Raw genomic sequence first — 13,039 nt, forward strand, 5'->3', positions numbered from 1 at the left:
CGGCTGTGCCCATGGCAATCGCTCCCTCAAGCCCCTCTCCTGGAGTCACTGACATGGCGATCACCATTCCCGAACCGGATGTCAACAACGTGTGGCGATTAGAGACACCGGGCAACGACGGCTGGGTGCGCTCGGCACGACCGGACGCCGAGGACAAGTTCTTCATGTGCTCGGCGGATGGCCATGTGCAGGAGCCGGTGACCTTCCTGCGTGACCGAATCGACCCCAAGTACCACCACCGTCTGCCAACCGTCGCCATCAACAAGGTCACGAAGCCGCACGGTCGCACGGACGAGGATGCGAACGACACCGGTTCGACTGACGCCAGTTCGACCGACGACGGGAAGCAGGACCCGCAGTTCTTCCAGAAGGCAGAGGGCTTCCGTCCGGCCAAGCTGAACTGGACCAAACCGTTCGAGGGTCACGAGAAGCTGCGCAATCAGTCGGGTCGCGACCCCGAGTCACGTGTGCGCGACCTGACACTGGACGGCTGCGACGCAGAGGTCCTGTTCCCGAACAAGGGCCTGACCATCTGGGCTACTCCTGACGCCGACTTCAGTCACGCAATGTGCCAGGCCTACAACGAGTGGGCCTGGGAGGAGTTCGCCGATTTCAACGATCGGCTCGCCCCGATGGCGTGCATTGCTCCCGCAGCGCTGGACAAAGCAATTGCCGAGATCCAGCGATGCGCGGCGCTCGGATTCAAGGGCCTGAGCCTGCCAGCCAAGCCGGTCTTCGGCCCGCCCGATGTCGACGACCCCAACTACAACCTGCGTGAGTTCGAACCCCTGTGGGACTGCATCGACGACGTCGATCTGCCGGTCACGTTCCACGTCTCGACGGGTCGTGACCCGCGCACCGCTCGCAGCCAGGGCGGGGCTGTCATCAACTACGCCGTGCACTCGCTGGCGCCGACCATGGAGCCGCTCATCAATATCTGCGCTTCAGGCGTGGCGGAGCGGCACCCGAACCTGCGCTTCGGCGCCATCGAGGCCGGCATCGGCTGGGTGCCGTGGATGCTGGGCGCCATGGACGAGGCCTACCTCAAGCACCACATGTGGGTCCGTCCGAAGCTGGAGCTGTTGCCCAGCGAGTACTTCAAGCGCCAGGGCTTCTCGAGCTTCCAGGAGGACGCCGCCGGCCTTGATCTCGCCCGGGAGCACGGTCTGGTCGACAACTTCCTGTGGGCGAACGACTTCCCCCACCACGAGGGATCCTGGCCCTATTCCGCCCAGGCGATCGAGCGCACGATGAGCCACCTCGACGACAGCGAGCGGGCCAAGATCCTGGGTCTCAACTCTGCCTGGATCTTCGGGTTCGAGATTCCCGAGCGTTTCCTGCATCATCCCGACGCAGCTGCTGTCGCCACCCAGCGCTGAGACCAGCCAGGCCAAATGCTTGGCGGACGGCCGACTTCCGGCGCGATGTAGGGTGAACTCAACCGGATCTGACCCGTTGAGGAGTCGAGATGGTCCGAGAGGGACTCGGCAAGCTTGCGAAGAGTGTCCGCAACTTTCTTGCCGCGCTCTCACACGCAAAGAAGCACCCAGCAGCCCCGGACCCCCGCAAGGCAGCCGCCCGGCGCGTCCGTGACGCCATGCACGCGACGCGCGGCAACACGGGTTTCAGCACCTCCGGCGCCAACGAGAAGATCTACGGCAAAGTCCTCTCAGACGGCCACAAGCAACAGCGATAGAACTCAGCTGCCCGCAGCTGAGGGGTCGTGCACTGGGCAGCCGGCTGGATTGAAGAAGCGCTAGGCGTTGACGGCGTAGGGCACGGGATCGCCGGCTAAGGCCAGGTTCACCTGCTCGGCGATCTGGGTGCCAGCTCGGTCTTGAGCTTCGCTGGTGCTGGCACCGAGGTGCGGGGTTGTCACAACCTCGGGGCGGCCGAACAGCGGCGAGGCGGTGGCGGGCTCAGTTGCGTAGACATCCATTGCCACGCCGCCCAGCCGTCCCTCCTCCAGCGCGGCCGCTGCTGCCGCCTCATCGAGAATGCCGCCCCGGGCGGCGTTCACGATCAACGCGTGCGGGCGGCACTTGGCGAGGTTCTCGGCGCCCAGCAGGCCGACCGTCTCGGGCGTCCGCGGCATGTGCAACGTGATGATGTCGGAACGCTCAAGCAGCTCTTCGAACCGCACCATGTCGACCCCGGCCGCTCGAGCAGACTCGGGGCTCACATAGGGGTCGTAGGCAATGAGCTCGACGTCGAATGGGGCGATCCGCTGGGCCACTAGGCGGCCGACACGTCCGAGGCCGAGAATCCCGACCGTCTTGCGGTAGATCTCCATGCCGCCCCAGCGGCTGCGCTCCCATCGGCCATTCGAGAGCGCTTGGTGAGCCTGCGGTATGTGGCGAGCCAGCGCCAGCATCAATGCGATGGTCATCTCCGCAGCCGACACGACATTGCTCAACGGCGCATTGCAGACGAGCACACCGCGCTCAGTAGCAGCAGCGACGTCGATGTTGTCGAGTCCCACTCCGGCACGCCCTACGACAACGAGTGCATCACCTGCCGCGAGGAGATCAGCATCTACCTGCGTTGCCGAACGGACGATCAGCGCCTGCGCCGCGGCGATGGCGTCGCGCAGTTCGTCGGTACTGAGCCCGGTGCGAACATCGACGTCGTGGCCGGCTGCACGCAGCATGTCGAGGCCAGCATCAGCCAGTTCCTCGGCGACCAAGATTCGTGCCATGTCACGCAACCAGATCTGCGATGCGGCTGATGCCTTCGGCCAGATCGTCGAGACCCAGGGCGAACGAGAACCGCGCATAGCCAGGGGCGCCGAACGCCTCACCTGGGACGAACGCCACCTTGGCGTGCTCGAGGACGGCTGCGGCCAATTCCATCGTCGTCGTGACTTCAACGCCACCGAAACGGCGTACCAGCAGCCCTTCCATGTTCGGGAACGCGTAGAACGCGCCTTCGGGTTCGGGACACTCCACGCCCTCGATGGCGTTGAGCATTTCGGTGATGCGCTGGCGCCGCACGTCAAACGCGGCTCGCATCATCGTGACCGCCTCAAGGTCTCCCGAGACCGCTGCGAGCGCTGCTGCCTGTGCCACGTTGCACACATTGGAAGTGGAATGGCTCTGCAGATTGGTGGCCGCAGCGATCACGTCAGGCGGCCCGGCCATCCACCCGACTCGCCAGCCCGTCATGGCGTAGGTCTTGGCCACACCGTTCAGCACGACGCAGCGGTCGGCGACCTCGGGCACCAGAACAGGCAGAGAGTGATGCTCGGCATCGCCGTAGGTGAGGTGCTCATAGATCTCATCGGTGATAACCCACAAGCCGTGCTCGATTGCCCACTCACCGATCGCAACGATTTCGTCACGGGGGTACACGGCACCGGTCGGGTTCGACGGCGACACGAACAGCAACGCCTTGGTGCGGTCGGTCCGCGCCGCCTCAAGCTGGTCGACACTGACCTGGAAACCTGACTCGATGCCCGCGAAGACCTCAACTGGGACGCCACCGAATACTCGGATCGCTTCGGGATACGTCGTCCAGTACGGCGCCAGCAGCAGTACCTCGTCACCCGGATCCACCAGCGCGGCCATGGTGTTGTAGACGGCCTGCTTGCCGCCATTGGTGACCAGGAATTGGCTCGCGTCCCAGTCGAGACCGCTGTCGCGCTTGGTCTTGGCGGCAAGGGCGGCTTTCAGCGCCGGCTGACCGCCTGCCGGCGAGTAGCGGTGGTTCGCCGAGTCGCGGCACGCGGCCACCGCCGCGTCCACGATGTGTTCGGGTGTCGGGAAGTCAGGCTCGCCGGCGCCGAATCCGATCACGTTCTCGCCTGCGGCCCGAAGTGCCTTTGCCTTGGCATCAACGGCCAGGGTCGCCGACGGGGCGATGCCCGCCAACGCATCGGAAACCCGTTTGCCGCCCGATGCTCGGCTGGACCCTGGTGAGGTGGGCATGAGGCGACTCCTGACTTGCTGGTTCTGACTTGTTAGTTCGGGTGCATTGCGCGGCCGCGAGCGCCCGACAGTCTCGCCGCCAAGTCGCGCATTCCGGCGCGCGTGCGCCGCGCTGCGAGCCCCACAGACCGGCGTCTCGGCAAATTGTCGGGAAAATGTGGTTGTCGGCAGTGGTGCCGGGCGCAATAGTGGCAGCCGATGGCTGTGTCTCCCTCGTCAATTTCCATTCCCGCAGAACTGCGGCCTGCCGACGGGCGCTTCGGCTCGGGACCCTCCAAGGTCCGTCCCGAAGCCGTCAAGGCACTCGCGGCTCGCGCGCTCGACTACATGGGTACATCGCACCGCCGCAGCGGCGTGCGTTCGGTGGTGGGTCGGTTGCGGGCCGCGATGGCCGAGCTGTTCGGTCTCGGCGACGGATGGGAGGTGGTGCTGGGCAACGGCGGCAGCACGGGTTTCTGGGATGCGGCGGCCTTCTCGCTGATCGAGCGCCGGACTCAGCACCTGACGTTCGGCGAGTTCTCCGAGAAATTCTCGGCAGTGACGGCGGCAGCGCCCCACCTGGAAGATCCAGTGGTGCTCACGGCGCCGTATGGCAGCCATCCGGTACCCGAGCCCGCCGACCACACCGAGATCGACATGTACGCGCTGACGCACAACGAGACCTCGACCGGCGTGGCGATGCCGCTGTCACAACCGCAGCTGGGCCCAACCCGCCGGGGCGACGCACCAGCGCTCGTCATGGTCGACGCCACCTCGGCGGCGGGCGCGATGACGTGGGACCCGGCCGATGTCGACTGCTACTACTTCGCGCCGCAGAAGGCGTTTGCCGCTGACGGCGGGCTGTGGATCGCGCTGTGCTCGCCAGCAGCGATCGAACGGATCGAGCGGATCGACGTGTCTGGCCGCTACAAGCCCGCCACGCTGGACCTCGCGATTGCCGTCACGAACTCCCGCCAAGATCAGACCTACAACACGCCAGCGCTGGCCACGATCTTGCTGACGCTCGAAACCGCCGAGTGGATGCTCGACGGCGGCGGCCTCGCTTGGGCGGCGTCCCGCTCGGCAGCATCCAGTGGCACCGTTTACGGCTGGGCGGCCGAGCGTGATTTCGCCTCGCCGTTTGTGTCCGATCTCGAAATGCGCTCCCCCGTCGTCTGCACGATCGACTTCGACGGCGTCAGCGCAGACGACATGGCTGCGGTGCTGAGGGCAAACGACATCGTGGACACCGAGGGCTACCGGAAGCTAGGTCGCAACCAGCTGCGCATCGCCGCCTTTCCCGCGATCGAACCCGACGATGCCGAAGCGTTGACGGCGTGCATCGACTACATCGTCGAGCGGCTATAAGGCCGCTGCCAACAACACAGTCGAGCGGCTATAAGGCCGCTGCCAACAACACAGTCGAGCGGCTAAAGCAGCGGCGGCTCAGACCCGGACGACGAGTGTGCCGGCCGCCTTGTCGTGCCAACCCTGGTAGACGCGGTCCCAGGTCAGGCTGACGTAGCACAGGATCGCCAGGAGCCAACCGACGATCGGGATGAGCAAGACCAGGCCCGGAATCAACCACCGGCCGACAGCCTTGCCCCAACCCGGCACGCCGCCGTGTGCTGCGTTGATCACTTTGATGCCGGTCATCCGCTTGCCGGGAGTCTGACCCCACACGGCGATCTGCACGACCTCATATGCGAGAAGGATGGCCAGACCAACCAAGGACATCACGGCGACACCGCCTGAATAAACCCCTGAATCGTCTCCGGAGGGAGCCAAACCCCCGAAGGCCACTGCGGCGAGAATGAAGAAGAAGATGCCGACGATGATCACGTCGAGAATCCGTGCACCGAAGCGTGTCCCTGGTCTTGCCAGCTCGACGGTCTCGCCAGTCCCAAGCTCGGCCCAGCCAGTCCGCCGCCCCTCGTCCGAGGTCGGCGGCTCGTTGTAATCGCTCATGGAAGACCTCCGCCATCGATGTGGTGGCCGACAGATTCACAAACGAACCTAGCGCGCTGCGCGAGCGTGCCCCTGTCGTTCGCGCAGCCGCGTATGTCCCGCGAAACAGCCCAGCGCGCTAGTTCAACGCGGGGTCGTCGGGATAGTGCGCGAGCAGGCGGGCGGGCGGGCTCTGGCGTGCGAGCACGTCGTACCAGAGTGCGGTGGCATCGGCGGTCAGGTCGCCCGGTGTCGAATCGAACACCCACCAGCATCCGGCCTGCAACTCGCCTCGCAACTGGCCGGGTCCCCAGCCAGCGTGCCCGCCGTAGATGCGTACGGCGACGACCTCGGTCTCGAGTTCGGACGGATCGGCGGTGAGATCAACCAGGCCGACCTCGCCGTTCACTGTGCGCCATGCGCCGCTAGCCTCGGACGACTCGGTGCCAGTGCCCTCCGGTTGCTGTGCTTGCGCCGCAGGAGGAGCGGCAGCCGTCCCGAGAGCGAGCAGTCCCTGCGGTTCGACTGGCCCGCCGAGCCCGACCGCAGCTCCCTCCGTGAAGCGTGACGCCCAGCGCGGAACCGCTGAAGCGCACGAAATGTCCGAGACGCGATTGATGACGACGCCCAGCGTGCCTGCCTGCTGATGCTCGATCACGAACACGACGGTGCGATCGAAGTTGGGATCGACCAAGCGCGGCGTCGCGAGGAGCAGGTCGCCCGCAGAGGGCACCCGCACGGGCGTCACGACGACTTCGACCACGCCCCGATTCTGCCACTGCGCCAGCAGAGACGGTTCGTTCAGGAAACGGCGCCACCTGATGCGACGGTGACGTCCTGGCGGCCTGCGGTGATCCACGGCATCATCGCCCGCAACTCCGCCCCGACCTGCTCGATGGGGTGCTGCTTGCCCTCGGAGACCATGCGGCGGTAGTTCGGCAGCCCGTTGCGGTTCTCATCGATCCACTCTTGGGCGAAGCTGCCGTCTTGGATCTCCGCCAGGATGCGCTTCATCTCCGCACGGGTCTCGTCGGTGATAATGCGCGAGCCGCGGGTCATGTCGCCGTATTCGGCCGTGGTCGAGATCGAGTACCGCATGCCTGAGATGCCGGCCTCGTAGATGAAGTCAACGATCAGCTTCACCTCGTGCAGGGTCTCGAAGTAGGCAGACTCGGGCTGGTAGCCGGCCTCCACGAGCGTCTCGTAGCCAGCCCGGATCAGCTCGGTCAAGCCGCCGCAGAGCACCACTTGCTCGCCGAACAGGTCAGTCTCGGTCTCCTCGGCGAACGTGGTGGTCAGCACACCGCCGCGGGTGCCTCCGATGCCCTTCGCGTACGCCAGCGCGTCTGCCATTGCGTTTCCGGTCGCGTCCTGGTGGATGGCCACGAGCGCCGGGACACCACCACCCTCGACGTAGGTGCGGCGCACGTTGTGGCCGGGACCCTTGGGGGCGATCATCCACACGTCAACATCGGATGGCGGGTTGATCTGGCCGAAGTGGATGTTGAAGCCGTGCGAGAAGGCGATGGCGTTGCCCGCCTTCAGGTTCGGAGCGATCGAGGCGTCGTAGATGGCGGCCTGGTCAGTGTCGGGCAGCGCCATCATGGTGATGTCGGCTTCGGCTGCCGCGCTCGCAACATCGGCGACACGCAAGCCCTCTGACTCAGCCTTGGGGCGCGACGCCGAGGCTTCGCGCAGTCCCACGACGACGTCTACGCCGCTGTCGCGCAGGTTCAGAGCGTGAGCGTGGCCTTGCGAGCCGTAGCCCATGACGGCCACGGTGCGCCCTGCCAGCTGGCCCAGGTCTGCGTCTTGTTCGTAGTAGATGGTTGCAGGCATCGTTGTCGCTCCTCGACCTCTGTGAATCGTTCAGGAATCGTGCGGATGGAGTATGCCGACGGCGGGCTCATAGGCATCGAGCGCTCGCAGCGCGATGCGGCCGGTGCGCTGGAGCACATGCAAGCCAAACGGGCGCAATTGGCGCTCGCATCGGTCGAGCCGATCCGGATGGGCGCTGACGCTCACAATTGCCTCGCCGTCGGTGTGATCAAGCACGTCCCCCCCGTACTCGGAGATGACCTCGACGACGGCTGCGAGATCGACCGCCCCGACGCGTGCGAGCATCAGCTCGCGTTCGATCGAGTCCGACGGGTGCAGCTCGCTGATGTGGATCACATTGATGAGCTTGTCGAGCTGCTTCGCGATCTGGGTGACGTCGGTGTTGTGGACGTCGACCACGATGGTGATGCGGCTGTAGTCGGGATCGCCGGTCGGAGCGACCGCAAGGGAGAAGATGTTGAAGCCGCGGCGACTGAAGAGACCGGCGATGCGTGCCAGCACGCCGAACTTGTTCTCCACAATGGCCGCGAAGATGTGGAGGTCCGGCTCCTGTGGAGCGCTCACGACGGCGCTGAACCCTTCGACGCAGCTTCGGCATCGCCTTCAGGCCCCAGGATGATGTCGTCGTTGGAGCCGCCGGCCGGCACCATCGGGTACACCTTCTCCTCGGTATCGACCCGGAAGTCGATCACCACAGGGCGGTCGTTGATCGAGTTCGCCTTCATGATTGCGGGCACCACTTCGGAGGCTGATTCCACCCGGATGCCTGCGCAGCCCATGGCCTCGGCCCAGCCCACGTAGTCGGGGTGATCTGCGCTGAGGTACACCTGGCTGTAGCGCTCGGCGTAGAAGAGCTCCTGCCATTGACGCACCATGCCGAGGTAGGCGTTGTTGAGGATGGCCACCTTCACCGGGATGTTCTCGGCGCTTGCGGAAATCAGCTCCTGCGCAGTCATCTGGAAGCAGCCGTCGCCATCGATGGCCCACACGGTGCGGTCGGGTCGGCCCACCTTGGCACCGATGGCAGCCGGCACCGCGAAGCCCATGGTTCCGAGGCCGCCCGAGTTGACCCAGGTGTAGGGGTGGTCGAACTTCCAGTACTGGCTCGCCCACATCTGGTGCTGCCCGACACCCGCCACGACGATCGTGTCGTCGGGCGTGTTATCGCGCAGCTGCTCCACCACGTATTGGGGCTTGAGCGGGTGACCGCTCGAGGGCTGGTCATAACTCAGCGGAAACTGCTCCTGCCAGCCCGAGATCGTCGACTTCCAGACCGACCGGTCCGCCATGGCATCGGTGACGTCGGTGCCGTCGGCAGGCCGCAGCGCAGCGATCAGCGCCTCGACGGCCACCCGGGCGTCACCGGCAATGGCGACATCGGGCACGCGCACCTTTCCGTGTTCGGCTGGGTCGATATCGACGTGAATGACCTTGGCACCGGGGGCGAAGTGTGCTGGGTTTCCCGTGACCCGGTCGTCAAAGCGCGCCCCGAGATTGATGAGCAGGTCGGCCTGCTGCATCGCGGTCACCGCCGAGTAGTTGCCGTGCATGCCGGGCATGCCCAGGCAGAGACGATGACGGTCTGGGAACACTCCGCGGGCCATCAGGGTCGTGACGACATGGATGTCGCACATCTCTGCGAGCTCACGCAGCGCCTCCGCCGCACGCGCCTTCAGCAGGCCCCCGCCCGCGTAGATCACTGGACGCTGAGCGGTGCGGATCAACGCGGCGGCTTCGGCGATGGCCGCGAGATCGACTTCGCTCCGGGGCCGGTAGCCGGGCAGGTCAACGCTGTCTGGCCAGTACCAGGTCATCAGCTCGTTGCTGACGTCCTTCGGCAGGTCGATCAGCACGGGTCCCGGCCGGCCCGTGGTGGCGATGTGAAACGCCTCGGCGACGATGCGCGGGATGTCGGCCGCCTCGGTGACCAGATAGTTGTGCTTGGTGACCGCCATGGTGATGCCCGTGGTGTCGCACTCCTGAAAGGCATCCGAGCCGATCGCCGACATCGCCACCTGGCCGGTCACGACCACCAACGGGATCGAGTCCATGAAGGCATCGCACAACGGCGTCACGATGTTGGTGGCAGCCGGCCCGCTCGTGACCATCGCCACCCCTGGCCTGCCGGTGACGTGCGCGTACCCCTGCGCCATGTGGCCCGCACCCTGCTCATGGCGCACCAGGACATGGCGGATCGACGAGTCCAGCACCGGGTCGTACACGGGCAGAATCGCCCCGCCAGGCAGGCCGAACATCACGTCGACACCGCTCATCTCGAGGCTTCGCATCAGGGCCTGAGCGCCCGTGAGCTCCATGAAGTTTCTCCTACAACGAATCCTGAAATGACTGTGCCCCAAATGACTGAGTCCATAAATGACTGTGCCTCCCGAGCGGGAGGCAGGGCGAGCGCGTCGAAACGGGCTCGCCTTAGGTAAGTACCCCTACGACCTCATTGCGCCTCGCGGGCCCGGCCGGGCAGCCGAACTGGTTCGCTCGCGCGCGCATCGACTCATTCTGTCGTGCCCGCCCGGCAGCCACAACCTGACTTGGACGCACGCATGACCGAAATCAGGCCGGCGTGCCGCTGGGTGGGCGTACATTGGCCGGGTGCAGGGCGGACGGCTGTTCAGCGTCGCGGTCTGCGCCGTGGCTATTGCTGCTGGGGTGATGGCGGCCGGGTGCTCGAACATCGGGCTTGATGAGGGCACAGGCCCTGCCATCGGCAGTCCGGGCGACGACACGGGCACCGAGGCAACCGTGCCTGCCACCACGCTGCCGCTGACGCAAACCCCCGAGTACCTGGCGTCCAATACGCCCTGCCCGGCGGGACTGCCCGAGCTCGGGGCCGTCCCACTCAGCGAGGCGGCGCCCGGGCGTCTCGTGACTCTCGCGCCGTACATCGACCTGGTCGAGGCGACCGTGATGGTGTTTGACAGGGCGACATCGGGCACTGGCGACTCAGGTACCAGCGGCGCGGGCGGTGGCTTTGTCGGCGACCGCAGGGGCCGCATCTGGCGATTTGCACCCAGCCTGGCGGTACAGGGGGGCCCCGGATTCGGTGCGGTCTTGAGCGCGGAGCCCGTGGCCGACTTCTCGTCGAACACGGCGGCCGAGCACGATCAGGGCTTGGTGGGCATGACACTGGGGCCGCACGGTCGGCTGTGGATCAACCGCACCGACCGGCACGGTTCCAGTGTGCTCACCGTGCTCACGCCGACCGCTGACCGCACGGCGCTGCATGGCGGCTACACCGATGTGCTGCAGGTGAGTCAAACCAATGCACAGCACAATGGCGGGGACTTGCTGTTCGGTCCGGACGGGCTGCTGTATGCGTCGTTCGGTGACGGCGGCGGCCTCGGCGACCCTCGTCATCACGGCCAGAACCTCGCCACTCCGCTGGGGGCCGTGCTGCGATTCGCCCTCGATACCGGCGGCAGCACTGATTCCGACGACTGGCGCCTGGTGCCCGCGGCGGACAATCCGGACCTTGGACCCGGCAGCGATCCGCACATCTGGGTCTACGGCGCGCGCAACCCGTACCGCATGTCGTTCGACGAGGCGACCGGCACGTTGTGGGTCTCGGACGTGGGCCAGCAGTGCATCGAAGAGGTCAACGTGCTCGCACCCGACGAGGGCGGCGCCAACTTGGGCTGGAACGCCTACGAGGGCACCCGGCATTTTGTGGGTGATGAGCTGAGCAACCACCGGGCACCGGACTTCGAGTACCGGCACGGGCGCGGCCTGTGCGCGGTGATCGGGGGACACGTGTACCGCGGCAGCCAGCTGGAGTGGCTGGCGGGTCGCTACGTGTTTGCGGATTTCTGCGGGGGCGACATCTACGCTGCAGCGGTAGAGCCTGGTGCACAGCCTGACGAGGTCTGGCATCTGGGCGTGAGCACGCCGCGGCCAGTCGGGTTCGCCGTCGACGGAGCCGGCGAGCTGTACGTCATCGACATCGAAACGGGCGTGTGGCGACTCACCGCCAATTCTTTGGCCGGATGATGCCGGAAACATCGATCGCAACCGGGGCATAGCTGTGCTGCGCCGCACGGTCTATGACCGCGAGATCCTGCTGCTGGCCGTGCCGGCGTTCGGCGCGCTGATTGCCGAGCCGCTCTATGTGGTCACCGACACGGCCATCGTGGGCAGGCTTGGCACACCCGAGCTGGCGGGACTGGCGATCGCATCGGCCATTTTGCTCAGCGCCCATGCTGCGCTCATCTTCTTGGCCTACGGCACGACAGGTCTGGTCGGGCGCCTGGTGGGCGCTGGCTCGCCGCAGCGGGCAGCCGAGCAGGGAATCGCTGGTATGTGGCTGTCGGTCGGCCTGGGCATCGCCGTCAGCCTGGGGATGTGGGCGGGATCCGACTGGCTCGTGGGTCTGTTCGATCCGACGCCCGAGGTCGCCGAGCTGGCACTCACCTACTTGCGGATCAGCCTGATCGGCTTCACCGCGCTGCTCGCCGCCATGGCCGCCACCGGTTACCTGCGAGGCGCACAGGACACGGTCACGCCGCTCATCGTTGCCGTGGCGTCGGCTCTCGCGAACCTGCTGATCGAGCTCGTGCTGGTGTTCGAGCTCGACATGGGAATCGCCGGCTCGGCCTGGTCGACGGTTGTTGCGCAGTGGGGCGCGGCGATCGTGTTCGTTGTAGCCGTCCACCGCCGGACACGGGCCGCGGGGGCTTCGTTGCGGCTGGTCGCGGCCGCCGCGCGCCGCTATGCCCGTGTTGGCCTGCAGATGTTTGTGCGCACGAGCGCGCTCCGGGGCTCGTTCGTGCTGGCGGCAGTGTTCGCTTCGCGCATCGGCACCACGGAGATCGCCTCCCACCAGATCGGTGCGGAGATCTGGTCGCTGCTCGCCCTCGCCCTTGATGCGGTCGCGATTGCGGGTCAAGCCATGGTGGCCAAGGAGCTTGGCGCCAGTCGGCCCGAGGTGGCACGCGCCGCCAGCGTGCGGATGATCGGCATGAGCCTCCAGCTCAGCTTCATCTTCGGGGCAGCGCTCGTATTGCTGCGCACACCGCTAGCGGGAATCTTCAGCACCGATCCCGAAGTGGTCTCCCTCGGCGGCTTCTTGCTGCTGTTCGTGGCTGCCATGCAGCCGGTCAATGCCGCCGCCTTCGCCTTCGACGGCATCTTCATCGGCGCCGGCGACTTGGGCTTCTTGGCACGGGCAATGGCTGGCGCCGCGGCGGGCTTCGCGATTGTCGGGGGGACCGTACGCGTGCTGGACCTGGGAATCGGCTGGCTGTGGGCCGCTCTGGTCCTGTTCATGTGCTTTCGCGTTGCGCCCCAGTGGATTCGCTTCCGAGGCGACGCCTGGCTCCGCACCGGCGACGCCTGAA

12 protein-coding genes are annotated in these 13,039 nt (G+C 66.3%); 5 read left to right on the top strand and 7 right to left on the bottom strand.

Annotated features, from left to right (window positions below):
- Positions 1-53: 53 nt before the first annotated feature.
- Together ACOCMM_RS15630 and ACOCMM_RS15635 are read left to right on the top strand one after the other, a co-directional pair.
- Positions 54-1,379: an amidohydrolase family protein gene (locus tag ACOCMM_RS15630; RefSeq protein WP_419554056.1), complete on the top strand. Its 1,326-nt coding sequence runs from the start codon at positions 54-56 to the stop codon at positions 1,377-1,379.
- 89 nt (positions 1,380-1,468) lie between these two features.
- Positions 1,469-1,696: a hypothetical protein gene (locus ACOCMM_RS15635; protein WP_419554057.1), complete on the top strand. Its 228-nt coding sequence runs from the start codon at positions 1,469-1,471 to the stop codon at positions 1,694-1,696.
- A 60-nt stretch (positions 1,697-1,756) separates the two neighbouring features.
- Here the strand turns inward: ACOCMM_RS15635 and ACOCMM_RS15640 are convergent, their stop codons facing one another.
- The gene (locus ACOCMM_RS15640) at positions 1,757-2,698 is read right to left on the bottom strand and encodes a hydroxyacid dehydrogenase (protein WP_419554058.1); all 942 of its coding nucleotides are present in this window, start codon (positions 2,696-2,698) and stop codon (positions 1,757-1,759) included.
- Between the two features lies 1 nt (position 2,699).
- A complete protein-coding gene (locus ACOCMM_RS15645; protein ID WP_419554059.1) occupies positions 2,700-3,926 on the bottom strand; it encodes a pyridoxal phosphate-dependent aminotransferase in 1,227 nt (408 codons plus the stop codon).
- Between the two features lie 198 nt (positions 3,927-4,124).
- On the opposite strand from ACOCMM_RS15645, the gene serC reads away from it, so the two are divergent.
- Positions 4,125-5,273, top strand: a complete 1,149-nt coding sequence (gene serC / locus ACOCMM_RS15650; protein WP_419554060.1) for a phosphoserine transaminase — start codon at positions 4,125-4,127, stop codon at positions 5,271-5,273.
- A 78-nt stretch (positions 5,274-5,351) separates the two neighbouring features.
- Here the strand turns inward: serC and ACOCMM_RS15655 are convergent, their stop codons facing one another.
- The 5 genes from ACOCMM_RS15655 to ACOCMM_RS15675 all read right to left on the bottom strand — a co-directional run bounded on the left by ACOCMM_RS15655 (position 5,352) and on the right by ACOCMM_RS15675 (position 10,006).
- Positions 5,352-5,873: an RDD family protein gene (locus tag ACOCMM_RS15655; RefSeq protein WP_419554061.1), complete on the bottom strand. Its 522-nt coding sequence runs from the start codon at positions 5,871-5,873 to the stop codon at positions 5,352-5,354.
- Between the two features lie 118 nt (positions 5,874-5,991).
- A complete protein-coding gene (locus ACOCMM_RS15660; protein WP_419554062.1) occupies positions 5,992-6,615 on the bottom strand; it encodes a YqgE/AlgH family protein in 624 nt (207 codons plus the stop codon).
- A 38-nt stretch (positions 6,616-6,653) separates the two neighbouring features.
- Positions 6,654-7,691 (bottom strand): ketol-acid reductoisomerase, encoded by a 1,038-nt coding sequence (ilvC, locus tag ACOCMM_RS15665; RefSeq protein ID WP_419554063.1) that lies wholly within the window; start codon positions 7,689-7,691, stop codon positions 6,654-6,656.
- A 30-nt stretch (positions 7,692-7,721) separates the two neighbouring features.
- Positions 7,722-8,255: an acetolactate synthase small subunit gene (gene ilvN, locus ACOCMM_RS15670; RefSeq protein WP_419554064.1), complete on the bottom strand. Its 534-nt coding sequence runs from the start codon at positions 8,253-8,255 to the stop codon at positions 7,722-7,724.
- Positions 8,252-10,006 (bottom strand): acetolactate synthase large subunit, encoded by a 1,755-nt coding sequence (locus ACOCMM_RS15675; RefSeq protein ID WP_419554065.1) that lies wholly within the window; start codon positions 10,004-10,006, stop codon positions 8,252-8,254. The genes ilvN and ACOCMM_RS15675 overlap by 4 nt, the downstream gene beginning before the upstream one ends.
- A gap of 292 nt (positions 10,007-10,298) precedes the next feature.
- Between ACOCMM_RS15675 and ACOCMM_RS15680 the strand changes: the two genes are divergently transcribed.
- Together ACOCMM_RS15680 and ACOCMM_RS15685 are read left to right on the top strand one after the other, a co-directional pair.
- On the top strand, positions 10,299-11,693 hold the full coding sequence (locus ACOCMM_RS15680; protein WP_419554066.1) for a PQQ-dependent sugar dehydrogenase: 1,395 nt from the start codon (positions 10,299-10,301) through the stop codon (positions 11,691-11,693).
- Positions 11,694-11,727: 34 nt separating this feature from the next.
- Complete coding sequence (locus tag ACOCMM_RS15685; RefSeq protein WP_419554067.1) at positions 11,728-13,038, top strand: MATE family efflux transporter; 1,311 nt, start codon at positions 11,728-11,730, stop codon at positions 13,036-13,038.
- Position 13,039: the final 1 nt, after the last annotated feature.

The organism is Candidatus Poriferisodalis sp., from assembly GCF_965198245.1.
In the GTDB taxonomy this organism is placed as follows: Bacteria; Actinomycetota; Acidimicrobiia; order Acidimicrobiales; family Poriferisodalaceae; genus Poriferisodalis.

Excerpts from the sequence above, each read along its gene's own strand:
- ACOCMM_RS15630 (WP_419554056.1), top strand. The coding sequence starts at position 54 with ATGGCGATCACCATTCCCGAACCGGATGTCAACAACGTGTGGCGATTA.
- ACOCMM_RS15635 (WP_419554057.1), top strand. The coding sequence starts at position 1,469 with ATGGTCCGAGAGGGACTCGGCAAGCTTGCGAAGAGTGTCCGCAACTTT.
- ACOCMM_RS15640 (WP_419554058.1), bottom strand. The coding sequence starts at position 2,698 with ATGGCACGAATCTTGGTCGCCGAGGAACTGGCTGATGCTGGCCTCGAC.
- ACOCMM_RS15645 (WP_419554059.1), bottom strand. The coding sequence starts at position 3,926 with ATGCCCACCTCACCAGGGTCCAGCCGAGCATCGGGCGGCAAACGGGTT.
- serC (WP_419554060.1), top strand. The coding sequence starts at position 4,125 with ATGGCTGTGTCTCCCTCGTCAATTTCCATTCCCGCAGAACTGCGGCCT.
- ACOCMM_RS15655 (WP_419554061.1), bottom strand. The coding sequence starts at position 5,873 with ATGAGCGATTACAACGAGCCGCCGACCTCGGACGAGGGGCGGCGGACT.
- ilvC (WP_419554063.1), bottom strand. The coding sequence starts at position 7,691 with ATGCCTGCAACCATCTACTACGAACAAGACGCAGACCTGGGCCAGCTG.
- ACOCMM_RS15675 (WP_419554065.1), bottom strand. The coding sequence starts at position 10,006 with ATGGAGCTCACGGGCGCTCAGGCCCTGATGCGAAGCCTCGAGATGAGC.